At 58.0% G+C, this 24,648-nt stretch carries 20 protein-coding genes and 1 pseudogene; 3 read left to right on the top strand and 18 right to left on the bottom strand.

Annotation, left to right across the window (positions count from 1 at the left end):
• Positions 1 to 20: 20 nt before the first annotated feature.
• From F6R97_RS15035 to tssI, 8 genes are all read right to left on the bottom strand, one after another.
• Positions 21 to 404 carry a hypothetical protein gene (locus F6R97_RS15035; RefSeq protein WP_315866753.1) on the bottom strand — a complete coding sequence of 128 codons (384 nt, stop codon included), beginning with the start codon at positions 402 to 404 and terminating at the stop codon, positions 21 to 23.
• A 10-nt stretch (positions 405 to 414) separates the two neighbouring features.
• A complete protein-coding gene (locus F6R97_RS15040) occupies positions 415 to 885 on the bottom strand; it encodes a hypothetical protein (RefSeq protein ID WP_048396226.1) in 471 nt (156 codons plus the stop codon).
• Positions 886 to 887: 2 nt separating this feature from the next.
• Complete coding sequence (locus tag F6R97_RS15045) at positions 888 to 5,297, bottom strand: RHS repeat-associated core domain-containing protein (RefSeq protein WP_315866754.1); 4,410 nt, start codon at positions 5,295 to 5,297, stop codon at positions 888 to 890.
• 95 nt (positions 5,298 to 5,392) lie between these two features.
• Positions 5,393 to 5,674, bottom strand: coding sequence for a hypothetical protein (locus F6R97_RS15050; RefSeq protein WP_038983572.1), 282 nt, complete (start codon positions 5,672 to 5,674; stop codon positions 5,393 to 5,395).
• Between the two features lie 20 nt (positions 5,675 to 5,694).
• Complete coding sequence (locus tag F6R97_RS15055) at positions 5,695 to 6,075, bottom strand: hypothetical protein (RefSeq protein WP_038980615.1); 381 nt, start codon at positions 6,073 to 6,075, stop codon at positions 5,695 to 5,697.
• Complete coding sequence (locus F6R97_RS15060) at positions 6,072 to 10,550, bottom strand: RHS repeat-associated core domain-containing protein (protein WP_080772076.1); 4,479 nt, start codon at positions 10,548 to 10,550, stop codon at positions 6,072 to 6,074. The genes F6R97_RS15055 and F6R97_RS15060 overlap by 4 nt, the downstream gene beginning before the upstream one ends.
• A 13-nt stretch (positions 10,551 to 10,563) precedes the next feature.
• Complete coding sequence (locus F6R97_RS15065) at positions 10,564 to 10,998, bottom strand: DcrB-related protein (protein ID WP_038980616.1); 435 nt, start codon at positions 10,996 to 10,998, stop codon at positions 10,564 to 10,566.
• 15 nt (positions 10,999 to 11,013) lie between these two features.
• Positions 11,014 to 12,957 carry a type VI secretion system Vgr family protein gene (gene tssI, locus F6R97_RS15070; RefSeq protein ID WP_315866755.1) on the bottom strand — a complete coding sequence of 648 codons (1,944 nt, stop codon included), beginning with the start codon at positions 12,955 to 12,957 and terminating at the stop codon, positions 11,014 to 11,016.
• 248 nt (positions 12,958 to 13,205) lie between these two features.
• Here tssI and F6R97_RS15080 point away from each other — a divergent pair, with 248 nt between their 5' ends.
• The 3 genes from F6R97_RS15080 (at position 13,206) to F6R97_RS15090 (ending at position 14,526) form a co-directional block, all read left to right on the top strand.
• A complete protein-coding gene (locus tag F6R97_RS15080; protein ID WP_217450427.1) occupies positions 13,206 to 13,613 on the top strand; it encodes a hypothetical protein in 408 nt (135 codons plus the stop codon).
• A 27-nt stretch (positions 13,614 to 13,640) separates the two neighbouring features.
• Positions 13,641 to 14,174, top strand: a complete 534-nt coding sequence (locus F6R97_RS15085) for a hypothetical protein (RefSeq protein ID WP_038980618.1) — start codon at positions 13,641 to 13,643, stop codon at positions 14,172 to 14,174.
• Positions 14,175 to 14,262: 88 nt separating this feature from the next.
• The gene (locus F6R97_RS15090; protein WP_315866756.1) at positions 14,263 to 14,526 is read left to right on the top strand and encodes a hypothetical protein; all 264 of its coding nucleotides are present in this window, start codon (positions 14,263 to 14,265) and stop codon (positions 14,524 to 14,526) included.
• Between the two features lie 72 nt (positions 14,527 to 14,598).
• Here the strand turns inward: F6R97_RS15090 and F6R97_RS15095 are convergent.
• The 10 genes and pseudogenes from F6R97_RS15095 to tssC form a co-directional block, all read right to left on the bottom strand.
• Positions 14,599 to 14,736: pseudogene (locus F6R97_RS15095) on the bottom strand (hypothetical protein); the annotation flags it as partial.
• Between the two features lie 149 nt (positions 14,737 to 14,885).
• Positions 14,886 to 17,564, bottom strand: a complete 2,679-nt coding sequence (tssH, locus tag F6R97_RS15100) for a type VI secretion system ATPase TssH (protein WP_048396227.1) — start codon at positions 17,562 to 17,564, stop codon at positions 14,886 to 14,888.
• The gene (tssG, locus tag F6R97_RS15105) at positions 17,557 to 18,609 is read right to left on the bottom strand and encodes a type VI secretion system baseplate subunit TssG (protein ID WP_038980620.1); all 1,053 of its coding nucleotides are present in this window, start codon (positions 18,607 to 18,609) and stop codon (positions 17,557 to 17,559) included. Before tssG ends, tssH begins: the two co-directional genes overlap by 8 nt.
• Positions 18,573 to 20,432 carry a type VI secretion system baseplate subunit TssF gene (tssF, locus tag F6R97_RS15110; protein ID WP_048396229.1) on the bottom strand — a complete coding sequence of 620 codons (1,860 nt, stop codon included), beginning with the start codon at positions 20,430 to 20,432 and terminating at the stop codon, positions 18,573 to 18,575. Before tssF ends, tssG begins: the two co-directional genes overlap by 37 nt.
• Positions 20,429 to 20,941: a type VI secretion system baseplate subunit TssE gene (tssE, locus tag F6R97_RS15115; protein WP_038980622.1), complete on the bottom strand. Its 513-nt coding sequence runs from the start codon at positions 20,939 to 20,941 to the stop codon at positions 20,429 to 20,431. Before tssE ends, tssF begins: the two co-directional genes overlap by 4 nt.
• Positions 20,935 to 21,384 (bottom strand): hypothetical protein, encoded by a 450-nt coding sequence (locus F6R97_RS15120; protein ID WP_231669695.1) that lies wholly within the window; start codon positions 21,382 to 21,384, stop codon positions 20,935 to 20,937. Before F6R97_RS15120 ends, tssE begins: the two co-directional genes overlap by 7 nt.
• A 56-nt stretch (positions 21,385 to 21,440) precedes the next feature.
• The gene (locus tag F6R97_RS15125; protein ID WP_050681685.1) at positions 21,441 to 21,881 is read right to left on the bottom strand and encodes a hypothetical protein; all 441 of its coding nucleotides are present in this window, start codon (positions 21,879 to 21,881) and stop codon (positions 21,441 to 21,443) included.
• Positions 21,878 to 22,336 (bottom strand): type VI secretion system amidase effector protein Tae4, encoded by a 459-nt coding sequence (locus F6R97_RS15130; protein ID WP_315866758.1) that lies wholly within the window; start codon positions 22,334 to 22,336, stop codon positions 21,878 to 21,880. Before F6R97_RS15130 ends, F6R97_RS15125 begins: the two co-directional genes overlap by 4 nt.
• 81 nt (positions 22,337 to 22,417) lie before the next feature.
• The gene (locus tag F6R97_RS15135; protein ID WP_038980626.1) at positions 22,418 to 22,906 is read right to left on the bottom strand and encodes an Hcp family type VI secretion system effector; all 489 of its coding nucleotides are present in this window, start codon (positions 22,904 to 22,906) and stop codon (positions 22,418 to 22,420) included.
• A gap of 233 nt (positions 22,907 to 23,139) precedes the next feature.
• Complete coding sequence (gene tssC / locus F6R97_RS15140; protein WP_038980628.1) at positions 23,140 to 24,633, bottom strand: type VI secretion system contractile sheath large subunit; 1,494 nt, start codon at positions 24,631 to 24,633, stop codon at positions 23,140 to 23,142.
• Positions 24,634 to 24,648: the final 15 nt, after the last annotated feature.

Genomic DNA, 24,648 nt, shown 5'->3' on the forward strand with positions numbered 1-24,648 from the left:
TTTTATTCTGGCACTTAGCATTATCCTGCCGCATACAAATAAATCGCATCTTCTGAAATGTATATTATTTTTCTGTTTGGGTGTGCCTGAACTGGAGTGATTAATAACTCGCGCAGATCGCCTGAAGTCACGGCATCGTCAAGAAAACTCAAGAGATCGTTTCTTTCTGCTTTACACAGTTCTCCCTTGAAAATTATTTTTTTGCCTTTGTAAGCAACCAGTTTGTGTGCCACATAATAGTAATCTGAAGTCATGTGAGGCTCCAGATCTCTAAGTGAGTCGAGTACCTGAATGAAACCGCCTGAAAGTGTTGACTGTAACATCAGTGAATAGATGGTTTCTCTGCTTTCATACGGGCCTAATTCAAATTTTTTAAGTTTTTCCAGTTGATAGTTATTTTTCATGTTGGCTCGGTTAGCTCGGACTACTAAGCCAAGAGGAGAAGTCAGAAATATATATTTCACTTAGAATTAAATCTAGAGGTATGTCTTCAATGCTGTCGGCTATCTCGTCATAAGGAGCTGGTAACACATAGGAAAACCCGAAGTCATCATCGAGAATTATTGAGCCATTAAAAATGCGTTGACGTTTGGTAAGTTTTTTTATTTGGCCAAAAGACATTCCTGTAGAAAGTACTCCTCTGTAAAGTCCTTGGTAATGTACATTGCAGCCAATTGAGAATATTGTTCCGTCAGAAAGGGTTGCTATAGTGATGGTGTCATTTACTATATAGGCCACTCTCGTTTCGCTGTCTGGCAAGGTATAGTTTTTTATCTTGATGCTATGATTCTTATATAATTCATCGATATAGCTGGAGATGTTGTCCCCTAATAGAATGTTTGCTACGGAGTGCTTGGATTTGATGTCTGCTGTAAAATCAATCATATTTAAGTTCCACCATTCATGAGCGTGCCATTAACATAAACTGGAGAGTCTTTTATTAGGTCGTAATTTTTGAAGTCGCCATGTCCAATTCTGCCGAATACAACATCTTCTCCAGATTTATTGGCCTTGTACACTTTCCAATAATCGTTTCCGTGAATGTTCTTCTGGGTGGAACTGCCCCCTGGATGGTAGTCAAGTTTATAGGTGGCTCCGGATTTTGTGGTGCGCACATACTGAACATGTTGAATTGCATCAGGTCTGCCAGCTTGAGGATAGGATTTTGTCCAGCCTCGGGCTGCTAGATACCCGTCGACGTCAGCAGGTTTTTTTCCTGATAATTTTCCAATCCATCTTCTGGTTATTGTATTTTTTCTGGCAAAGCCTTTTGGCGAAGTACAGCTTAGGCCTAAAGGGTCGGCATAGCCTGCGGGATTCGGCGCATAGGCGTAGAGATTGATCCCTCCCGCCAACCCAATAGGATCCGGCGTCGTAAACCGCCCCACATCCGGATCATAAAACCTGAACGTATTGAAATGCAGCCCCGTCTCCCGGTCCAGGTACTGCCCCTGAAACCGCAGGTTCTGCTCTTCAATGTAGTACGGCTCGCGCACCTCTTCTAACGTGTTGCCCCACACCCGATAAGTCGCCTGCCAGACGTTGTGGCCGTCCGCTTCGGTGAGCTGTTCCGGCAGGCCGTTGAGGTCGTTGTGGTAATAGCGGATTTTTTGCAGCGGGCCGGTACCGTCGACGCGGGCCAGGGGTTCGTAACTTTCGTCTTCGTAGAGGTAAAGGCTGGTCTGTTGATGGCGATGCTCCTGCAACAGACGCAGGCCGTCCCAGGTGAAGCGGGTTTCACCGAGCGGATAGCCGTTGGTATCGTGTTCGGTTTTTTCGATGCGCCGGCCCAGCGGGTCGTAGGCCATGTTGACCACGCTGCCGTTGTCGTTGCGCACCTCGATCAAGCGGCTTTCGGCGTCGTAGGCGAAGTGTTGCACGCCGCGCTTGGCGCTGCGTTTTTCGATCATCCGGCCGAAGGCGTCGTAGCGGTAGCGCTTGTCCTGGTAGGTCAGCAGCTTGTTGTGCACCACCAATCCGGCGCCGGGGGCTGGGCCGTCCAGCAGGTTGGCGGCGGAGTCGTAGGTGAAGGTCTCGCGCTGGCCGTGCAGGCTGTCCTGGCTGGCGATGATGCGGCCGGTGGCGTCGTAGTGCAGTAGCTGGCGCTGTTGTGCGGCGGGTTGCTGGTCGAGTTTGCCGATCAGGTTGTCGGCGGGGTCGTACTCGAAGTGTTTTTGCACCGCCGCCGGCAACAGCGAGGGTTGGCTACTGTGACGGCGTTGCCGTGCGCGCAGGCGGCCGCTGCGGTCGTATTCGCTGCGGGTGCTGATCTGGCCTTGGGTGCGCAGCACTTCGCGGTGCAGGCGGTCGCGTTCGAAGTCGCTGATGACTTGGCCGTCGAGGTTGATCTGGTGCAGGTGGCCGCTGCCGTAGTACAGGCGATTGAGCCAGCGGCCGTCGGGCAGTTGGGTCTGGATCAGGTTGCCGAGTTCGTCGTAGTGATGGTGCAGGCTGCCGGCGGCGCTGTTTTCGGCGAGCAACTGGCCGGTGGCATCGTAGGCGAAGCTCAGGGCCTGGGCGTTGCCCTGCAGGTCGGTGAAGGTGACGGCGGTGAGTTGGTCTAGCGGGTCGTAGCTGTATTCGGTGCGGCCATCGTCGGTGACTTTGGCGATCAGCCGGCCGACAGCGTCGCGTTCCAGTCGATGAACGATGGGGGCCAGGGGTGTCTCGGGCACGATGGCCAAGCCGTTGCCGTAAGGCGCCGGAACAGCCGTTACCGCCGCGACGTTATCCAGCAGGTCATAGGCGTAGCGCTTGGCGCTGCCGTCGAGGTCTTGTTGTTCGGTCAGCCGATCGCCGGCATCCCAGGCAAACCGATAACTTTCGCCATTCTCATTGGTCAGAGTTTTCAGCCGCCCATAACTGTCGTACCCGAACTGCACCTGCCGGCCATGGGCGTCGGTACGCTGACGCACCTGGCCGCGACGGTTGTGTTGGTAGAGCGTGGTGTGCCCGGCCGGGTCGGTATAACCGGTCAACTGGCCGCTGACGTCGCGCTGATAGTGCTCGGTACGGCCGTCCGGCAATTGGCTGCTGAGCAACCGCCCTTGGGCGTCGTAGCTGAATTGGGTGCGCTCGCCGAGGGCGTCGGTGATGGTTTGCAGGTAGCCGCGGTTGTCGTAGTTGAAGCGCGCCGGATAACCCGAGCAATCAATGTGTTCCATCAATTGGCCGAACGGGTTCCAGCGCAGCTTTTTGCTTTTGCCGGTGGCGTCGATGATCTCGACGACCTGGCCGTGGGTGTCGTAGCGGTATCGGGTAACGTGGCCCAGCGGATCGGTCTCGGCGATGCAATTGCCGTGCTGATCGTAGCGGTACCGCCAGCTGTTGCCGGCGGCGTCGGTGTCCACCAGCGGCAAAGCCCAGAGCTCCAGCCACAAGGTTGAGTCACTGCGGCCCAGCGGGTCGGTTTCGCCGATCAGGTTGCCGGCGTCGTCGTAGCTGTAGGCGTAGTGCCCGCCCTGCGGGTCGGTGGCGCTGAGCAACTGGCGCTCGTCGTTCCACTCGAACTGCCAGGTGTGGCCGAGGTTGTCGGTGTATTCGGTGATCTGGTGCTGGCTGTTCCAGCGCCGTGTGCTGACGCGCTGCAAGCCATCGGTGATGCGCGTGACACCGGCGTCGAGGTCATAGTCGAACTGGTAGGCGTCGCCCTCATCGGTCCAGTGCCGGACCACGCGCCATTCCTTTTCGTCGATGCAAGCCCACTGATAAAAACAGCGAAGGCCTGTGGGCAACTGGTGCTCAGTCATCCGCCGCTCACTGTCGTAAACGAAACGTCGCTGTACCTGACCTGCTGTATCGCGCACTTCTGTCAGGTTGCCCACCGTGTCATAGCCATAGCTGACGAGCACTTCGCGGTGTTGGTCCGGGTAGACCCGTTCCACCTGACTGACCCGTGTCTGAAGGTAGGTCAATTCCACCTGAACCAAGTCAAAGGTGTCGCGCAGTTTTACAAGGCGTCCGACGTCGTCATAGTCGAGATAGATGCGGTTGTCATTGCGATCACCGAGCTGATTCAGACGCAACAAAGACGGGTTGCCGGGTGTGACGTCAAACAGCCGGTACAGCCCGTCATCGCTTTCAATCAACAACTGCCCATTAACATGCCGCCGAACACTCAGCCCTTCACCTGCACTGAACACCGCACCGCCCAAGGGGATCGAACCCATGTCGATGCGCCGACCCTGTTCATCGGTGTAGACCAGCGTTTTACCGCCCTCGGGGTGAGGCAGGATTTCAACCCGCACCTCGTAGGACACACTCCAACCCGCCCCGAACAGCCCGTCGCGACGCTCGTCGCGGCTGTTGTAGACGCGCTGCCAATCGATCGGCAAGATGCCCGGCAACACGAAATCCAGCTCTTCATCGCCCCCCAGCACCTTGGCCCCGGTGGCGGCATGCACCGGGTTCGACGAGCCCATGGCGGCGTTGGCCATCGCCCCCATCGCGCTGCTGACGGCCATCGACGTCGCGCCACCGACCAGCATGCACGGCAATTTGCTGAAGAATTTCCCCTTGCCGCCCTTGAGCATCAGCAGCGCCGTGACCGCCAGCCCCACGCCCGGAGTCTTGCCGCTACGGATTTCGCGCACCACCACCGAGCCGCCGCCAATGGTCACGTTGGAGGAAATCAGCCCGGACGATACGACCTTGGCATCGCAGGTGCTGCGATCGCCGCTGCGCACGGCGGGCTGGCCGTTGATGGTGACCTTGTCCGAGCCCTCGGCCATGAACTGCGGCGGCATCGGCGGATGCTTCATGCAGACGAGCAGGTCCAGCGGCTTGGGCACCGCGCCGGGTGCCGGGGTGGCAACGGTGGGGCGCCACATCTGCGAGAAGAAGCTTTCGGCCATGTCCAGATAGCTGGGCTCGGCTTCCGGCTCGGGTATTTCCAGCTCGGTACCGGCCGGCGCGACATGGGACGGGATCGCCCCGGCGGCTCGGGCAGCAGGGATGTTGTTGGTGAGGGTGTTGGTGGAGCCGGTGAGGATGTTGGCCTGCACCGTGGGCGGAAACAGCGCGTTGCTGATCTTCTCGCACCAGTTGCTTAAGCCCTTGTCGGCCCCGGTCTTGCTCATGGCGAGGCCGACGATCGTGCCCACCACCAAGCCGAGCACGATGCAACCCAACCCGCCGGTGACGACGGTAATGCCCGTGGCTGCCACCACGGCGGCGGTGGCCAGCGCGGTAATCGCGATGTTGGCTGCCACCTCGAGCACGCCGCCGAGGATGTCAGCCATCATCGAGGTGTGGTTGAGTGCATCGCCCAACCGGGCGGCCCAGAGCGCGTCAGACATGCGGGATGTTCATCCGGCATAAGCGTCTGACGGCTGTGTAATCGTTGCGCTTGTGACGCAATTCGATGCCTTCCATTGCACTTCTATCCTTGTCGTTACGGCATGCGCATTAGCGCAGTCCTCAGGCGTTTGATCAGCTTCGGATCCTTGAGGCAATCGGCTGGCCGTATGTTATCCAAGGCTGGCACCTGCTGTTCTACCCACCACAACCCTTCCTTGAGCCCTCTTTTACCGTAGAGAATGACCGCCATATCGAGGTTGCCATCCAGTCGTTTCGCCAGGGTGCGGGCGTTGTCGTTGAGATAGTCCTCTTCGTATAACCGCACAAGCACTTGCCATTCGGCATCGCCAGGGTAATCGTCTTCCAGTTGTTCCACCTTCAAGGCCCGTGCGCTCACTACTCACTGAATACAAAGCTTTCTTGTGCCAGCTTATGTTTGGTCCGGTAATTGGTTTCCCACTCAAGATAGTCTTCGGGAGGTTCTGGGCTGATTCCTTGGGTGGACCAATATTGTTCTCCATAGGCTATCAACATGGCCCAGTGGTACTCCAGTTCGTGGCTCCTTGAAATGACAGCCATGTAGTTAGTGACAGGCGTGTTTATTACAGGCGCAGCAGCCATCTGCGAATCGGCTTCCGCTTCGGTCCTGTTGGCATAGTGGACAATAATTCCTCGGATGACTTCGACCCAACTACGCATGTTGAAAATAACCGTTTCAGCCGGGTCATCATCATCTTGGAAAACCATCCCATCGACAAAATTATCTCTGTGCATCATGAACAACCTTTAATTTTGAATCGGTCGAAGAGTGCGGCTGCTTTTTTCGAATAAATGGCAAACTGACTCCCCTTCGGTTTGGGCGTCGCTCCCTTGAATTTAACCGGTGTTGAGTTCCTGAGCATGGGGCCACTGACCGCATCATGGCTGTGATCGAGTGTGCCTTGACGTCCCTTGGTAACGAACTCTCCCCATTCGCCATTGGGGGAGTCGAATGTCTTGATGTTCAATTTGGCCAGTTCCGAGTTGGGAACATCGAATTGTGTAATAGTCGGATGGTCCCTCATCGCTGCCCACTCCACAGCCTGTGCCTTGTCAGTCGTTACATAGAAACCTCCTTTACCTGCCGGGTCAAAGTCCAGGCCTCCTCTACCCTTTGAGGGGTCAATAGGACCTTGAATATCACCGGCATGGTAAAAGGTGGTCGTTCCAGCATCAGTGGCCAGACCCAGGGGGTCCATCCAGGTGAACGGGTTGGGAGCATAGCAATAGAGGTTGATTCCTCCTACTAAACCCAAGGGGTCTGGCGTGATGAACCGTCCGATTTGCGGATCGTAAAAACGGAATGTGTTGTAATGCAGTCCTGTTTCGCGATCCAGATATTGCCCTTGGTAACGCAGATTCTGTTCTTCGATGTAATGCGCTTCGCGTATTTCTTCGAACGTGTCGCCCCATGTCCGATAACGTGCCTGCCAGATCGGCTGGCCGTCTGCTTCCACAAGCCGTTCGGGCAGGCCATTAAGGTCGTTGTGGTAATAGCGAAATTTTTGTTGGGGGCCGGTACCATCAACTCTGGCCAACGGTTCGTAGCTGTTGTCGACGTACAAGTACAGGCTGGTCAGTTCGTTTCGGTGCTCTTGCAATAACTGCAGGGCATCCCAACTGAACCGGGTTTTTCCCAGCAGATGCCCATCGCCACTGCATTCGGTCTTTTCTACGCGACGCCCGAGCGGATCGTAGGCCATTGTCACTACTGTTTCAGCGGTGCCTTGGCGATTGCGTACCTCAATCAACCGACTTTCTGCGTCGTATCTGAAGTGTTGGGTTCCCCGGCTGACACTGCGTTTCTCGATCAAACGTCCAAAGGCGTCGTATCGATAACGTTTGTCCTGGTAAGTCAGTAGTTTGTTGTGCTTTACCAAGCCCGAACCCGACGGTGGACCGTCGAGCAGGTTTGCAGCGGCGTCATAGGCGAATGTTTCGCTCTGGCCCTGCGTACCGTTCTGGCTCGCTACAATTCGGCCGCTGGCGTCGTAATGCAGTAATTGGCGCAACTGGCCAGCTGGCTGCTGTTCAATACGCTCGATCAGGTTGTCACTGGCATCGTAATCGAAGTGCTGTTGAGCAGAAGCAGGCAGTTGTGATGGCTGGCCTGTCGGCCTGTGGGTGCGTGTGCGCAAGCGGCCGTTTTGACCATATTCGCTGCGAGTCGTGATTTGACCTTGTGTACGCAGTACTTCTCGGTGCAGGCGATCTCGCTCGAAATCGCTGATCACCTGCCCATCCAAATTGAGCTGGTGCAGGTGGCCGCTACCGTAATACAGCCGATTGACCCATCGACCATCAGGTAGCAACGTTTGAATCAGATTGCCAAGTTCATCGTAGCGGTGATGCAGGCTCGCGCCAGAACAATGCTCTTCGATTAAATGCCCCATAGCATCGTAGGCAAAGGCGAGTTTTTGTTCATTTCCCTGATGGTCGATGAAAACGATCCCGGCTATTTTTCCCGCCGCATCGTAGGCGTATTCGGTTCTTCCATCCTCCGTTATCTTTCTCAGCAAGCGCCCGACGGGGTCTCGTTCCATGCGATGCACGATGGAGCCCACAGACTCTTGGGACAGTGGGTCGTTCGAAGGTGCTGGAGTTGTCTCGGCGAGAGCAACCTGACTGAGTGAATCATAGATATAGCGGTGCGCACTTCCGTCGAGGTTGTACTGTGCGCTCAAGCGGTTGCCCGCATCCCACTCGAACCGATAGCGTTCGTTGTTCTCGTTGATTAGCGCCTGCAGGCGTCCGAAACGGTCATAACTGAATTGCACAGCACGGCCATGCGCGTCGCGGCGTTGGCTGACTTGTCCCCGACGATTATGTTGATAGCTGATCAGGTGTCCTGCGGGATCCTTGTAACCGATCAGTTGACCAATGGCATCACGCTGGAAATGTTCTGTGCGACCGTCCGGCAGCTGTCGCTCGATCAAGCGCCCACGGATGTCATACCGATAGTGAGTATGCTCGCCCAGTGCATTCGTGGTGGTTTGCAGGTATCCGCGATTGTCGTAGCTGAAACGGGTTGGCTGGTTGGAGCAATCAATATGTTCTACGAGTTGGCCCAAGGTGTTCCAGCGTAGCTTCTTGGACTTTCCGATAGCGTCAATGATTTCCACGGCCTGACCATGGGCGTCATAGCGATATTGGGTGGCATGTCCCAGCGGGTCAGTTTCCTTGATGCAATTGCCACGCGAGTCATAAAGGAATTGCCAGCAGTTGCCACCCTTGTCGACTTGCGTCAGCGGGAGCGCCCAATGTTCCAGCCACGCTATCGATTCCCGGCGACCTGCAGGGTCGAGGGTCTCGGTGAGATTGCCAGATTCATCGTAACTGTACTCATACCGGCCGCCTGCAGGGTCGGTCGCGTTGAGTAACTGACGCTCGTCATTCCACTCGAATTGCCAGGTCAGACCCAGGTTATCGGTGTATTCAGTGATCTGGTGCTGCCGGTTCCATTTACGCGTGCTGGTTCTTTGCAGGCTGTCGGTGATCGTTGTGATACCAGCCTGAAGATCGTAGTGGAATTGGTATTCGTCACCCTCGTCGGTCCAGTGCCTGACGACCCGCCACTCGGTATCCTCCAGCAAAGCCCATTGGTAAAAACAACGTAGTCCAGTAGGCAACTGGTGCTCCACCATCCGACGGTTTTCGTCATAGACAAAGCGTCTCTGGACTTGGCCGCCTGCATCCTGGGCTTCTGCCAGATCACCCTGTGGATCATAGGTGTAGCTCGTCAGCACTTCCCTTCGTTGATCTGCGTATAGCCTTTCGATCTGGCGGACCCGTCGGGGCCATTGCTTGTCGTAGATCAGTTCGACCCGAACCAGATCGAAGGTGTCACGCAGTCGGCTGATGCGCCCGGTTTCGTCATAGTCAAGATAGATGCGATTGTCATTGCGGTCGCCCAATTGGCTCAGGCGCAACAGCGAAGGTGTCCCTGGTGTGGGATCAAACAGCCGATACAGTCCGTCCTCGCTGTCGATCAACAATTGGCCGTTGCGATGACGACGAAAGCCCAGCCCCTCACCGGAGCTAAACATTGCGCTACCCGGCGGCAATGAACCGATTTCTATGCGTCGTCCTTGCTCATCGGTGTAAATCAGCTGTTCACCCCCATCGGGGTGGGGCTGTACTTGCACGCTGATTTCATACGGGACACTCCAGCCCGCACCGAACAGCCCATCTCGGCGGTCGTCGCGGCTGTTGTAGAAGCGTTGCCAACCGATAGGCAGATGCCCTGGCAACACGAAGTCCAGCTCATTATCTGCGCCTAGGACCTTGGCACCCAAAGCTGCATGAACAGGGTTGGGTGAACCGACAGCAGCATTGGCGGCCGCTCCCATAGCCTGGCTTACAGCATAAGAACCTACGGCACCAAGCAGCAGGCACGGCAGATTGCTCAATGTCTTGCCCTTGGCACCCTTGAGCAACATCAATGCTTCGATTGCCAGGCCAACCCCTGGTGTCTTGCCACTTCGAATTTCCTGAACAACTACCGTGCCACCTCCGATGGTCACGTTGGGTGAAATCAGTCCGGAAGAAACCACTGTTGCGTCACACATACTACGGTCACCACTGCGTACCGCAGGCTGACCGTTGATGGTTACTTTTTCCGAACCTTCGGCCAGTAGTTGGGGCGGCATCGGAGGGTGACGGGTGCAAGCAATAAAGTCCGTCATGCGCGGCACGACGCCCGGTGCGGGGCTAGCGACGGTCGGTCGCCACAGCTGTGAAAAGAACCCCTCGGCTATATCCAGAAATCCTGGTTCTGGCGCGCTAGCATCTTCTGGAGGGGGCTCAAGTTCTAGCGTGCCTGAGGCTTCGAGTTTGGCTGGTGCTATGCCGGCTGCTCGTGCTGCGGGGATCGAATTGATTAAAGTGTTGGGTGAGCCGACAGCGATGTTGGCCTGGATCGTCGGTGGGAAAATTGCATTGGCAAGGTCTTCGCACATTTTGCTCAGCCCTTTGTCTGCCCCGGTCTTGCTCATCGCCATGCCGACAACTAGCCCGACCACCGCACAGAGGATGCAGCCACCGATACCGGCGGTGGCGAGGGTAATACCTGCTGCTGCGGCCACCGCAGCCGTCGCCAGTGCGGTGATTGCTACGTTTGCTGCTACTTCGAGTACTCCGCCGAGGATGTCGGCCATCATCGACGTATGCGTCAGCGCATCGCCAAGGCGAGCAGCCCAGAGTGCATCAGACATAACAAGTACTCATCTACGTGACGACATCGAACTGTAACGAGTTCTTGATAGTCGCCCAGTGTGCAGCTTCGGCATCTCCCAGCTTTTGGGCCTTTACGTAACTGAGGGCAAGTAACTTGCGAGTGCCGGGCAGCACAAGCGCCAATTGGTACTGGAATACCTTTTCGTTGCCTTTGTGAAACTGGCTGCGCAGCTCGATGCCTTCGATTTCTTGAGCTGCCCCCAAACGCACTGGCTGACCAGGTTGATAGCGCAGCTCCTGAACCTGTTGTTCGAGTCGCTTGAGCTGGCTGTCGAGATTGCTTTGCAAGGTCTCGCCATCAGCGAGAAGGCTGCGACTGACGATTAATGAAGTTCCTAGTTCGGGAAACTTCAAGATGTTGATTGTCGCGTCTTGCAGTTCACCTGTAGGCAGGTTGAATTGGAGTTCGTTGATGCGATAGGTCATGGAGCCGAGATCTCTTTATGAATTGCCTTTGGGCTGGGGAAACATCGCGTCCACGCCAGCCTTGATATTGGCTTTGATGCCTTGGCCATCAGGTGTAGCGCCAGCTTCGCCGCCATTATTAAGGTGCAGTACCCCGCCTGTATTGAACTGGGCGTCACCCTTGGCATAAAAATCGATTTGTACACCGCTGAGGTTGATTTGACCGCTGGCGTTGAGCTCCAGAATACTTTTGCCGCATACCAGGCGCAGGTTCTCTCCCACTTCTATAACGTAACTGGTGCCGATGCTGTCCGTTTTCTTGCGGCCAACCAGCAGGATGTCTTCATCCTTGACCGCACGCAGACGCGTATGACCGATGGTCACCGTCTCGTTATGCCCGATGCTCTTGTTGCGGTCGTGGCCCACCGAGTGGCTTTCATCCACCTCGACCACGATGTCCTGATTGCGCTCGGCATGGATGTACAGCTGCTCGGCGCCTTTTTTGTCTTCCATGCGGATTTCGTTGAAATTCGCCGGTGAGCCGCCCTTGCTTGAACGGCTTTTCATGCCGCTCTGGGTGGCGTTTTCCGGCAAGTCGTAGGGCACGGTTTGTTCCGCGTTGTAGACGCGGCCGGTGATGATCGGCCGGTCCGGGTCGCCTTCGAGGAAACTGACGATCACTTCCTGGCCGATTCGTGGGATCTGCATCGAGCCCCAGTTTTTACCGGCCCAGGATTGCGACACGCGAATCCAGCACGAACTGTTTTCGTTGGACTGGTCGTGGCGGTCCCAATAGAAATGCACCTTCACCCGGCCAAACTGGTCGGTCCAGATTTCCTCGCCCTTGGGGCCAACCACCAGTGCGGTCTGCGGGCCTTTGACGATAGGCCGATGGGTGTTGGGCAGCGGGCGGTAGCTTTGTTGCGCGTCGATGCAGGTCAGGCTGCTTTCGAACTGCGCCGAAGCGCCAGCGCCGCCGGTTTCCCCGCTTTCCTGGGAGACGTAGTAACGGGCGCCGGCGATCAGGTATTCGCGGTTCTGGTCCTGGCGGCTGAAGCCCGTGAGGCTGAACAAATGTCCTGACCCCAAGCCCCGGGCGTTGCCGGCGAACTCGACCTGTTCGTGCAGGGTCTGCAAGGCTTCGATGCGGGTGCGGGCGTAATGTTCGCCGTCTGCGCTTTGCACATAGGTGCCGGGATAGTCGTACAGCGGATAATCGCCGGCGGTGTGCGGACGAGGCATGGCCGAGCGCACGTCAATTCGCGCGCTGGGGCGCTGGAAGTCATAGTCGTTGAGTTCCAGCGAACCCGGCTGGACTTCCTGGGCCAGGTGCCAATCGTGGATGTGATCGCGTTCGCGCTGCTGTTCATTCTTGGGGTAGTAGGGCACCGACGCGTAGCCGGCCACGCTAGTGTGGGCGCCGTAGGCATCGGCCAACACCAGCACGTGACGACCCTGTTCATGGCGGAAGAAGTAGTAGATCCCTTCCTGTTCCATCAGGCGGCTGACGAAATCGAAGCTGGTTTCGCGATACTGCACGCAGTATTCCCACTCGCGATAGGGCCGGCTCAGGGCATCTTCGAAGTCGGAAAAACCCAGGTCGCGAAACACCTGTTTGATGATTTGCGGGATGGTCAGGTTCTGGAAAATCCGGCAATCGGAGGTGCGGGTCAGCAGCCATAGCCAGGGACGTAGCGTGGCCTGGTAGCTGGCGAACTGGCCCTGGTCGACGTTCTGGCTGCAACGGGCAACGATGCCATGGAAATAGCGCTCACCACCGTCGTCCAGTTGCAGGCTCAGGCACATGGGTTTGCCGAGCAACTGGTTGAGGTCGATGGCATTGTCCAGCGAGTGCAGCTGCAACTCATAGTTGAACAGCCGCCCCAACTCTTCGCCGCCGCCCATGTCCTTGAGCAACAGCACTTCAGGTCCCAGAGGGCTGGTGATCTTTGCCAGGCGTGAGGCTTGGTTGAATAACATGGTCGTCCTTATCGCTGCCGCAATCCTTTTGACGCTGCCGAAGATTGCAGCCTTTTGACTTTAAATATCAAGAGATCGCAGCCTTCGGCAGCTCGTACAGAGGCGCGCGACCGCCAGGGGCGGTGGCGCTGAAGCCATAATGTAGTTCGTTAGTTGAGGGAGAGGAACCAGGTTCTTGATTGTTACCAAGCATTACCTGAATATCTGCTCCTCCGCGCGTCACCTCACGTCCATGGAAGGCGATTACTGTGACCTCTTACCGCATTCAAGAAGCTGATCTTGAAGTCCCCGATACATGGCAGGACCAGAGCATCAATATTTTTGAGCCTGGTGAAGCGCTAAGGGCGTACGTGGAAAAAGCAGACGCTGACTCAATTCGCGTTCGAATTATTGATCGCACGCTGGACGCCGCTTTGCATGCTATCGGGTTTTCGAAGACGGCAGAGAATGATGTTTATTTTTTGGATGTCCCGGACGGCACGCAGAAGGCCAAGGTATTGGATGCTCTACGTTTACTGAGAGTGGCCTTTTCGGCGGGTAAGGAATGGTGTCCGTCTGAAGTCTTTGAATACTTTCGGGACATGGGTTTGCTGAGCGGTAAGTATTTGAGAGTCTCGTGGACGCAGCCCGGCCAATACCTTCTTACGGACGCCTGAGTCATGGCAACAAGGGGAGAGTTTTCAATGAGTACCAATCTAGACAATGTATTGCTGCTTGCCCTGGCCTATGACGAATTGGATAAATTCCTCGTAGGCGAGCCGTTCTACTTTCAAGAAGCCAAAAACGACTACGAGGAACCGCAAAATATCTTCGTGGCCTTCGATTTGCTGGTGTTGCGTTACTGGCAGCAGACCCGCGACGCCAACTTCCCCGCACGCTTCGTGGCGGCTTTTCTCAAGATTCTCGCGACCTACCCCGATCGTAATCGGGCGATCTATGCCGCAGCGGGCTGGGTTTGGTATTACCTTTTTTGCCTGAGCCAAAAGCGCGAGGAGCCCGAGGGGCTCTATGCCGAGCTGTTCGAAATCGACATGGGGTCCGTGGCCTTGGCCCTTCGAAGGCAGCTTGAGATCAATAAGGCAGCGCTTATCCTGGATACACGTTGGGCTGGTGGCAGTTGGAACAGCGAGAACGGTTTATGGGAGCCGTTGATGCGTACCGCCCTGAACGTCAGGGACAAGCTTGGAGGACCGGACTACGTGCCTGCCAATATCTGATGAGTTATGGATCGCTGGCGGTAATCGATGTCGGAAGCATTTCACTAAACGACTTCGGTTGAACGGTATTAGCGTTTTAGAGATGACTGTGAAATTTCAAGATGTTTTGGTAAGTCGCGAACACATGTTCTCCGTGGGCTTCGAGCAAGACTCGGGCCGATTTTACGTATCTATACCGGTCAGCAACGGCATGGTCGACTACGAGGAATACTATGAAATCGACCGTGCGACCTTTGAGCTGTTCAGGCGTGACCCGGATGCCGCGCTGCCGTTCGTGGCACATTGCAGAAAGCGCGAGCTGGATGAGTTGTTGATTGTCCAGCCGGGAACGAACCGCGGCACCGCCATCTGATCGTCGAAAGGGCAGGTGAGGCTGCAATGCTGTTCACTTAAGAAAAATGATGAGCCCGTGGCGAGGGAGCTTGTCCAGCGAGTGCAATTGCAGCTCATAGTTGAATAGCCGCCCCAGCTCTTCGCCGCCGCCCATGTCCTTGAGCAACAGCACATCCGGCCCAAGGGGGCTGGTGATTTTTGCCAGGCGTGAGAGTTGCTTGAATAGCATCAGTTATCCCTTGTTGCCGCCTCATTTCCCGTAGGAGCTGCCGAGCGGAGCGAGGCTGCGATCTTTTCTCGATACCACTTGAGTCTCAAGCCGAAGAGCCAGATCAAAAGATCGCAGCCTTCGGCAGCTCCTACAAAGGCGGTTTAGCCTTAGGCCGCGTCGCTGAAGTCGTAGTGCAATTCGTTATCCCGGGCGCTGATCCGCACGCCTGCCAGCGCTTTGCCTTCGAGCATGCGGGTGAGGAATTCACGGCTCATGTCCGGCAGCAGGCTGTTGGTCAGAATGGTGTCGATCATTCGCCCACCGCTTTCGGTTTCGGTGCAGCGGGAGACGATCAGGTCGATCACCGCGTCGTCGTAATCGAAGGCCACTTTATGGGTGTTCTCCACGCGCTTTTTGATACGGTTGAGCTGCAGGCGGGTAATGGCCTTGAGCATCTCGTCGCTGAGCGGGTAGTACGGAATGGTCACCAGGCGGCCCAGCAATGCCGGCGGGAAAATCTCCAGCAGCGGCTGGCGCAAGGCCTTGGCGATCTCTTCGGGCTCGGGCACGTTTTGTGGGTCTTTGCAGACCCGGGCAATCAACTCGGTGCCAGCGTTGGTGGTCAGCAGAATCAAGGTGTTCTTGAAGTCGATCACCCTGCCTTCGCCGTCCTCCATCACGCCTTTATCAAAGACCTGGAAGAAGATCTCATGCACGTCCGGGTGGGCTTTTTCCACCTCGTCCAGCAGCACCACGCTGTAGGGTTTGCGCCGCACGGCTTCGGTCAGCACGCCGCCTTCGCCATAGCCGATATAGCCCGGTGGCGCGCCCTTGAGGGTGGATACGGTGTGAGCTTCCTGGAATTCGCTCATGTTGATGGTGATGACGTTCTGCTCACCGCCGTACATGGCTTCGGCCAGGGCCAGGGCCGTTTCGGTCTTGCCCACGCCGGAGGTGCCCGCGAGCATGAACACGCCAATCGGCTTGCTCGGGTTGTCGAGGCCGGCGCGGGAGGTCTGGATGCGCTTGGCGATCATCTGCAAGGCGTGGTCCTGGCCGATGATGCGTTTCTTCAGGTGCTGGTCGAGGTTGAGCACGGTTTCCAGTTCGTTACGGGCCATGCGGCCCACCGGAATACCCGTCCAGTCGGCGACCACCGAGGCCACGGCCTGGTAATCGACCGTCGGCAGAATCAGCGGGGTTTCCCCTTGCAGAGCACTGAGACGCTGTTGCAGGTCCACCAGTTTCTCGCACAGGGCGTGGCTTTCGTCACTGCCAACGTCGCGGTCGACCACACCGACGCTTTCGCGCAGGGTGGCGCGGGTGGCGAGCAGTTCGTCCACCAGGGTTTTCTCTTCGGCCCAGCGGCTTTCGAGTTCGGTCAGGCGTTCGCGCTCGGCGGCCAGCAGGTTTTCGCTGTTGCTCTGGCGGGCGCCGATGACGATGCCGATGGCGTGCTCGCGGGCGATGATTTGCAGTTCGGTTTCCAGCGCCTCGATGCGACGACGGCTGTCGTCCACTTCGGCCGGCACGGCGTGCAGGCTGATGGCGACCCGGGCGCAAGCGGTGTCCAGCAGGCTCACGGATTTGTCCGGCAATTGGCGCGCAGGGATGTAGCGATGGGACAGCTTGACCGAGGCTTCCAGGGCTTCGTCAAGGATCTGCACCTTATGGTGTTTTTCCATGGTCGAGGCCACGCCGCGCATCATCAACAGCGCCTTGTCTTCGGACGGCTCGGCGACTTGCACCACCTGGAAGCGGCGGGTCAGGGCCGGGTCTTTCTCGATATGCTTCTTGTACTCGGCCCAGGTCGTGGCGGCCACGGTGCGCAGGGTGCCCCGGGCCAGGGCCGGTTTGAGCAGGTTGGCCGCGTCCCCGGTGCCGGCGGCGCCACCGGCACCTACCAGCGTGTGGGCTTCGTCGATAAACAGAATGATCGGTTTTGGCGAGGCCTGGACGTCTTCGATGACCTGGCGCAGGCGCTGTTCGAATTCACCTTTCATGCTCGCGCCGGCCTGCAACAGGCCGACGTCGAGGCTGCGCAATTCCACGTCCTTGAGCGCTGGCGGCACGTCACCGGCGACGATGCGCAGGGCAAAACCTTCGACCACGGCGGTTTTACCGACACCGGCTTCACCGGTCAGAATTGGATTGTTCTGCCGACGGCGCATGAGGATGTCCACCAGTTGGCGGATTTCTTCGTCACGCCCGACAATCGGATCAAGCTTGCCGCTGCGGGCCTGCTCGGTGAGGTCGACGGTAAAACGCTTGAGCGCTTCCTGCTTGCCCATGGCGCTTGGGGCCATGGCGCCGCTGGCTTCACCGGGCACGCTGCCGGCGTTGAAACCGTCGCTGGCGCTGAGCGCATTTTCCGGCGAGTCACCGACGTATTCGTCAAAACGCTCGCTCAGGGCCTCGACCTTGATCTTGTCAAACTCTGCCGACAGCCCCAGTAGTCCATGGCGCAGGCTCGGCGTCTTGAGGATGCCCAGCACCAGGTAACCGGTACGCACCTGGCTTTCGCCGAACATCAGGCTGCCGTAGACCCAGCCACGCTCCACGGCTTCTTCCACATGGGAGGACAAGTCAGTAATTGAAGTCGAGCCACGTGGCAAACGGTCCAGGGCTTCGGTCAAGTCACGGGCCAGGCGCGCCGGTTCGATATTGAACTGACGGATGATGCGGTGCAGGTCTGAGTCCTGCAGTTGCAGCAACTGATGAAACCAGTGGGCCAGCTCCACATAAGGGTTACCGCGCAACTTGCAGAACACGGTGGCGGCTTCGATGGCTTTGTAGGCCACGCTGTTGAGTTTGCCGAATAACGCGGCGCGACTGATTTCACCCATGCTCATGGCTCCTTGAGATCTGTGAGGTGTTGGCCTGCTCGGCGTAGTGCCGGGCCAGTATTAAATCCTTGGCATCTTTTTCGGGTTGGCCCAGCCAGGTATTGAAACCCAGGCGGAACTGGCGATTGAGTTGCAACGCCGGTACTTCGGGCTGTTTCAGAATCAGGTTCAGATCCCAGTCCAGTTCATGGCCCAAATATTCGGCCACCCAGGCCACCAGCTCATTGAAGGGTTGGCTACCGGGCAGCATGCTCATGTAGTCATCCAGCTTTAGTGGCCCCAGGCGAATGCGGAATTTGTGCTGGCGATCCCAGACGTAACGGCCCAGGCAAAAATCCACGCCCAATTGATGGGCGCTGGCGCCCACGCGGCTGCGTTCCGGCAGCTCCAGCCATTGGCCGACGTACTCTTCGATCTCCACCGGCAGGCCGAAGTACTCGCTGAGAATGGCCTTCAAACCATCCGGGTAGCGGGTTTGTGCCGACAGATGACCGCTGTAATGCAACTTCGCCGTGTCGGGGATCAGCCCTTGTTTGAGCAGGCTCGGCATGCCCCGGCCGCTCAGTGCCGCCAAGCGTGCCGACCAGTAGTCATCGTCCGGGCGGTCATGGCTGACCGTCGGCCGCGCTTCGGCCCAGGCCCGGTAAAACAGGCTCAGCAGACGGTGATGGAACACATCCAGGAAGCGTTTACTGGTGCTGTCGGCGTTGTTGCGCTGGCGTTCGCGCACATATTCGGTGATGTGCAGCGGCAATGGGCCGTTGGGGCCGCCGAGGCCGAAAAAGAACTGCTCCAGGCGCGCCGGCGCACCGTCGACGCCCGGCTGTACTGACGCCAGGGTCGCCGGGGCGAAGGTGCAATCGGCCTGTTGCCCAAGGCGCAGCGGATCATCGGCCAGGCGCAACGAATGGCCCAGGCGCGGCAGGTCAGGCGATTCGCACTCGATGCGCCGCAACGCCTGGAAGAAGTCGTATTCCCAGGGCTCCTGGTGCATCGCGTCCAGGGTACTCACAGGGTCGGACGGCGTCCGGGCTTGGCTTTCCATCGCATGATCTCGCCGCGTTCGGTGGTACGGATCACCGTCTCGGTAAAACTGTTGATCGACACGTAGCGTGCCAGGAAGCGCTCGAACACTGCACCGAGCAAGAAGACTCCAGTGCCGCGAAACGCGTTTTCATCGAATTCCAGGGTGATCTCCAGGCCACGACCAAACACGATCGGACCGGGCATTGGCAAGCGTCGGGTGCAGGCCTTGCTGCTGACTTCGCGCAGGCCTTCGATCTGCAATTGCAACGCCGCATCGTTGCTGTCGCCGTACAGGCGCAGCAGTTCGCGCAGGGCAGCGGCGCCTTGGCCTTGTTCGCTGAGGGACAAGTAATTCAGCGAAAGCTGGCTGATCAACCGCCACGCCTTGGCGTCATGGGCATGGCTGGCGCGTGGGCGACTCGGGCCTGCTACGCAGCGCACCGCCGCTACCGGTGCGCTGTCGGCCAGGGTGAAGTCGGTCTTGCTGTTGCCCACGCTCATGAACAGCGGCAGGTCGCGGTTGGTGCACAACGCTGTTACGCCCAGTTGGCGCAGGTCGTGGCGATAAGGCGCCTGCTGGCTGTCCACCAGGCTGACGAAGGTTTCGCTGCCGATGTAAGTCGAGCGCGGGCCGTTGCGCCGCTGGCCGCTGGACAGCACGCGGGGTTCGCGTCGCACCGTGTACCAGGCCTGATCGCGGCCGTAACGAGACGGATCGCGTACCGCATAGAACGGCAAAAAAGGCTGCTCCGACCCGGTGCCGTGGCCGGTGAGGGTAGTCAGGGAATGAATCTCGAAATCCATCGGCCGGGTGCGGTCGGCGATCACATGGTGTTCATTGACCCGTTCCGACAAGTGAATGCGATCCAGGCGTTTGGGAAACAAGTTGATTGCCGGGGTGCAGAACGGCAGGAACTGCGCGGCTCCGACGCTGCCTTCCAGGCTTGGATCGTGACGGTCGAACAGCACGATCAACTCCAGTTCCTGGCCGTCGCAGCGTTTGACCGCCCGGCTCAACTGGGTGAAGTCGACAAACAGAAAGCGCTGGGGCAGGGCGAAATATTCCTGCAACAGGCGATAGCCCTGGAAGGCCCGCGAGACCACTGGCAGCGCGGCGTCGGTATCGTCGAATCCCTGGGAGCGCAGTGCATCCTGCGGCAGGCGTTCCACCCAATCACCGCCAGGCTGACGGGCGAACACGGCGCAGACGTTGCCCAGTAGCTGTTCGTAGAGGCGGAAGGGCTGCTCGTCTGCGCCGTTGAGGTACAGCGGCAGGTTGTCCAGGGCCAGACTGTTGAACGGTAGTTCGGCGCCGGTGCGCAGGGTCAGGCGCAGACCGGCCTTGGCCTTGGGTTCGCTGGCGGCCAAGCGCCCGAGCATGGCGGACGGGTTGCCGAAGTACTCGGCCTGGCTGACCTGCAACGGCCACAACGTCACCGCGTGGGCGGTGCGGTACTCGCAGCAGGTTTGGGTTTCGCGGCCCAGGGCGGTGCGCAGGACCGTGTCCCGGGGAAGCGGGAAGCCGCTGCTCAGCGAGCCTTCATCGGGGTCGGCCTGCAATTGCACCACGGTCATCGACGGTGTCGGCGCCAGGTAATGGGGGTAAGCGATTTCCAACAGGTTGTGGGTGAAGGTCGGGTATTCGGCATCGAGCTTGAGCTGTACTCGCGCCGTCAGATAAGCAAACCCTTCCAGCAAGCGCTCGACGTACGGGTCGGCGCAGTCCATGCCGGACAACGTCAGCCGACTGGCGATTTTCGGGTATTCCTGAGCGAACTCCGCCGCGCTTTCGCGCACGTGATGCAACTCCTGGTTGTACAGTTCCAGCAGGCGCGGATTCATGGGCGTCTCCGCTGTTCGGCGTTGACCACTCGCACATGGCCGGATTCCAGGTCCAGATCGGTTTGCAGCATCAGGCGCAGCGGCACTGGCTGCGCCCAAAGATCGCCTTCGATCTCGAAACTCAGGGCGTTGTGGTTCATCTCGGCGGATGCCCGGGCCCGCACGCGCAAAGTATTACGCAGAATCCGCGGTTCGAACGTGGCGATGGCCTGGTGGATCAGCGCTTCAAGCGCCGCGATATCGACGTTCGACGCACTGTTGCCGGCCAAGGCTGGCAGCCCGAAGTTGACCACTGACGTGCCGGCCGGGGTGTGCAACGTCGCATCGGCGCTGAGCAACGAAGTGGTGTTGAGCAGCCACGCCAAGTCACGCAGCACCGAGGCTTTCAGTTGGGTCAGGGAGAGCACGCGCTTGTCGGCGCTTTCCTTGAGGTTGCTCGGGTCGTCGTCGGTCAACCGGTCCAGCAGGGACGGTTGCAGGCGATCGCGGGTGGCGATTTCGGTTACCACGAGAAATGCGCCACAAAATTTTTCTGGTCCATGACGCCGGTCATACAGCCAGCACTATGGGCGACTTTCGACACTTCCATTGGCTGGCCTTTGATTTGGCGGATGGCCTGATACCGAGCGTCACAATCACGACTTGGAGGCGGCTCGGGTGTGGAGTGCTCCACGATAATGATTTGGGCGTTTTTGAAGGTTTCGACCCGTGGCTGACCTTTTCGATCGACACTCAGAAAACAAGGCCACGGCATGTCCAGTTTCAAGAGGCTTTGGTCCTGTTTGCGCAAGGCGCATTGCTGATCGTGTCTTTCCAGGGTCAGTGTTTGTCCGGCGACAATTACCTGATTGCCGGGTGCAGCGGATGGTTGCTGTTCGGCCCAGGCATTGAGGCTCAGCAGGCCGCCCGAGAGTAGTATCAACAGGGTTCTTTTAATCATTTCAACCTTCAAAGCCCAATCTTTCTTGAGCGATGCGCAGAGTCGTGGACGATCGCATGTGAGGTCGGCTACCAAATGAAAAGACCCGTGTAATCTTTCTGATCCCCTGCACCGCGCAGGCAACTGGCACTGCGCGCGACCACCGAAGGTTCGAGCTGGCCTTTGACTTGGCGTACGGCGCGGTACTCGGACCGGCATTCACGACTGTTCGCAGGATCAACGCTCACATGCAGCACGATCACGATTGGTACGTTATTGAAGGATTCGACGTGAGGTTTTCCCTGTCGGTCGACAGCAAATTGGCAAGGCCATGGCATCTCGAGGGGTAGCACGCTCTGATCCGGTTTACGCAACACGCATTGCTGCTGATCGTTCCCCAGCGTCAGTCGTTGTTCGCCCAGAGTGACGACCTGATCCTCGGAAGCAGGGGTAGCCTGTTGGCCGGCGCACGCCCACAGGCTCGATAATACGCAGCACAGGGCCGCCAGGTTTCGGCTGGATCTGATCATGTCAGCTCCCAGAACCAGATGGCTTTGGAGCGGTATGCAGGGTCGCTGTACCGGCCGATGGTCAGGCCGCGATTCCACAGGTCGATATGATCGCCGGTGCGATTGTCCGATGACTCTCCTGTCTGCTGGAAACAATCCTTGAAGAAGATGAGTCCGGTCTTGTCTTGAAGCTTGCGGCGTTCGTCGGCACTTCCACCGAGAATCAGTGGTCGTCCCAGAGGATGTTTCCACAACCAGTTCGCCAGCGACTCGGCACCCCTGGCGTGCTCATGTGCACATTTGGGTTCGGTATAGGTGGATTTGTTGACCTTGATTGTCAGCTCTGCGTTGAGCGTCATGCTCATGCGAATAGCACACTGGTTTGCCCAAGGCCCTTCACAGGGCTTTGCGTCAGGGTACTTAATCAGGAGATCGGAATACGCTTTCCACAAATTAATAAACGAAGGTTTGGCCATGACTCAGACACCGGATGGGAAAGGATTGGATTCGAGCAAGCACCAAAATGCCCCCGACGTATAACGGCGGGGGCATGTTCGTTACACCTTGACGTTCTGGCGGATGTTCCAGCCGAATTTGACCGGCCCGCCTTCCTTGGTGCCATCGGCTTTTTGCGGCTGGTAGTCCACCAGCACCTTGGCGAAGTTCAGGGTCAGGTTTTCGGTCAGGCGATCATCGCTACCCGAGCCGCCGCTGCTCAGGGACGTGACCAGCACTTCTTCCAGATTGATGATCATGTACTCGACCTGGCTTTCGCCGCCGGCCTTGCGCACGGTCAGCTTGACCTTGTCGATGTGCTTGCCGCTGGCGCAGTGCATCATCAGGTTCGGTGAGGCTTTGTCGACGTACTTGGTCAGCGACAGGTCCTGGATGTTCACCTTGCCGGCGCCGCCGCCGCTGCCCACGTGCATATTGCCGGACTGAGACATGCCCCAGCTCCAGTTCAAGACGTCGATTTCGTCCTTGTGGGCCTTGTCCATGGACTCGCCCTTGATGTCGCCGATCTTGATGAAAATATCAACAGCCATGTTCTCTCCCTGTGTGGTCTCTACCACATTGTTTGGTTAACGCCGACCTTGCGAAATCTGTTCAAAGCTCCTGCAGAATCACGCTTCTCGGGCCTGTCCCAAATGCCAGTCAAGGCACAGAACCTGTGGGAGCCGGGCTTGCCCGCGATGCAGGCACTGCGGTTTTCAGCCGGACCGCATTGATGCCATCGCGGGCAAGCCCGGCTCCCACACAAGCGTGCCTCTGCAGGTTTTTACGCGCCCTTGGCCGAAGGCAGCTTGGATACCAGGCGCAGCGACACGGTCAGACCTTCGAGCTGATAGTGCGGGCGCAGGTAGAACCTGGAGTTGTAGTACCCCGGGTTGCCTTCCACGTCCTCGACGATCACTTCGGCCGCAGCCAATGGGTGCTGGGCCTTGGTGGTTTCGGTGGAGTGCGCCGGGTCACCGTCGACGTAGTTGAGGATCCAGTCCTGCAACCAACGCTGCATTTCGTCCTTCTCTTTGAAGGAGCCGATCTTGTCGCGCACGATGCACTTCAAGTAATGGGCGAAACGGCAGGTGGCGAACAGGTACGGCAGGCGCGCAGCCAGGTTGGCGTTGGCGGTGGCGTCCGGGTCGTCGTACTCGGCCGGTTTCTGCAGCGACTGGGCGCCGATGAACGCGGCGAAGTCGGTGTTTTTCTTGTGCAACAGCGGCATGAAACCGTTCTTCGCCAGTTCCGCTTCACGGCGGTCCGAAATGGCGATTTCGGTCGGGCACTTCATGTCCACGCCACCATCGTCGGTCGGAAAGGTGTGCGCCGGCAGGTTTTCCACTTCACCGCCAGACTCCACGCCACGAATGCGCGAGCACCAGCCGAAGTGTTTGAACGAGCGGTTGATGTTCACCGCCATTGCATAAGCGGCGTTGGCCCATGTGTACTTGGAGCTGTCGGCACCGTCGGTGCTTTCTTCGAAGGCGAAGGCCTCCACCGGATCGGTCTTGGCGCCATACGGCAGACGGGCGAGGAAGCGCGGCATGGTCAGGCCGATGTAGCGCGAGTCTTCCGATTCGCGCAGCGAGCGCCAGCCCGCGTATTCCGGGGTGGTGAAGATTTTGGTCAGATCGCGCGGGTTCGACAGTTCCTGCCACGAGCCCATGCCCATCACGGTCGGCGATGCGGCTGCGATGAACGGCGAGTGCATGGCGGCGCAGACTTTCGACAGCTCGCCCAGCAACTCGACATCCGGCGGCGACTGGTCGAAGTAGTAATCGCCCACGAGGCAACCGTAAGGTTCGCCGCCGAACTGGCCGTATTCTTCCTCGTACATCTTCTTGAAGATCGGGCTCTGGTCCCACGCGGTGCCCTTGAATTTCTTCAGGGTCTTGTGCAGGTCAGTCTTGGAGATATTGAGCACGCGAATCTTCAGTTGCTCGTCGCTTTCGGTGTTGTTGACCAGGTAGTGCAGGCCACGCCAGGCGCTTTCCAGTTGCTGGAAGTCCGGGTGATGGATGACCTGGTTAACCTGGGCGGTGAGCTTGGCGTCGATGGCGGCGATGATTGATTCGATCGACTTGATGGCGTCGTTGGACACCAGGTCGGTCTGCGCCAGGGCCTGCTCGGCCAGGGTGCGCACGGCGGTTTCGACGGCTTCGCGGGCGCGGTCGGTCTTGGGTTTGAATTCTTGCAGCAGCAGGGAGGCGAACTCGCTGGCTTCTTCGGTGGTGCCCAGTGTCTGAGCGTCTGCACGTACTGAATCGGTCATGATCATTCGTCCTGA

Origin of the sequence: Pseudomonas sp. JV414 (assembly GCF_032424305.1) — a bacterium.
In the GTDB taxonomy this organism is placed as follows: Bacteria; Pseudomonadota; Gammaproteobacteria; order Pseudomonadales; family Pseudomonadaceae; genus Aquipseudomonas; species Aquipseudomonas lini.

Excerpts from the sequence above, each read along its gene's own strand:
- F6R97_RS15035 (WP_315866753.1), bottom strand. The coding sequence starts at position 404 with ATGAAAAATAACTATCAACTGGAAAAACTTAAAAAATTTGAATTAGGC.
- F6R97_RS15040 (WP_048396226.1), bottom strand. The coding sequence starts at position 885 with ATGATTGATTTTACAGCAGACATCAAATCCAAGCACTCCGTAGCAAAC.
- F6R97_RS15045 (WP_315866754.1), bottom strand. The coding sequence starts at position 5,297 with ATGTCTGACGCGCTCTGGGCCGCCCGGTTGGGCGATGCACTCAACCAC.
- F6R97_RS15055 (WP_038980615.1), bottom strand. The coding sequence starts at position 6,075 with ATGATGCACAGAGATAATTTTGTCGATGGGATGGTTTTCCAAGATGAT.
- F6R97_RS15060 (WP_080772076.1), bottom strand. The coding sequence starts at position 10,550 with ATGTCTGATGCACTCTGGGCTGCTCGCCTTGGCGATGCGCTGACGCAT.
- F6R97_RS15065 (WP_038980616.1), bottom strand. The coding sequence starts at position 10,998 with ATGACCTATCGCATCAACGAACTCCAATTCAACCTGCCTACAGGTGAA.
- tssI (WP_315866755.1), bottom strand. The coding sequence starts at position 12,957 with ATGTTATTCAACCAAGCCTCACGCCTGGCAAAGATCACCAGCCCTCTG.
- F6R97_RS15085 (WP_038980618.1), top strand. The coding sequence starts at position 13,641 with ATGAGTACCAATCTAGACAATGTATTGCTGCTTGCCCTGGCCTATGAC.
- tssH (WP_048396227.1), bottom strand. The coding sequence starts at position 17,564 with ATGGGTGAAATCAGTCGCGCCGCGTTATTCGGCAAACTCAACAGCGTG.
- tssG (WP_038980620.1), bottom strand. The coding sequence starts at position 18,609 with ATGGAAAGCCAAGCCCGGACGCCGTCCGACCCTGTGAGTACCCTGGAC.
- tssF (WP_048396229.1), bottom strand. The coding sequence starts at position 20,432 with ATGAATCCGCGCCTGCTGGAACTGTACAACCAGGAGTTGCATCACGTG.
- F6R97_RS15125 (WP_050681685.1), bottom strand. The coding sequence starts at position 21,881 with ATGATCAGATCCAGCCGAAACCTGGCGGCCCTGTGCTGCGTATTATCG.
- F6R97_RS15130 (WP_315866758.1), bottom strand. The coding sequence starts at position 22,336 with ATGGCCAAACCTTCGTTTATTAATTTGTGGAAAGCGTATTCCGATCTC.
- F6R97_RS15135 (WP_038980626.1), bottom strand. The coding sequence starts at position 22,906 with ATGGCTGTTGATATTTTCATCAAGATCGGCGACATCAAGGGCGAGTCC.
- tssC (WP_038980628.1), bottom strand. The coding sequence starts at position 24,633 with ATGACCGATTCAGTACGTGCAGACGCTCAGACACTGGGCACCACCGAA.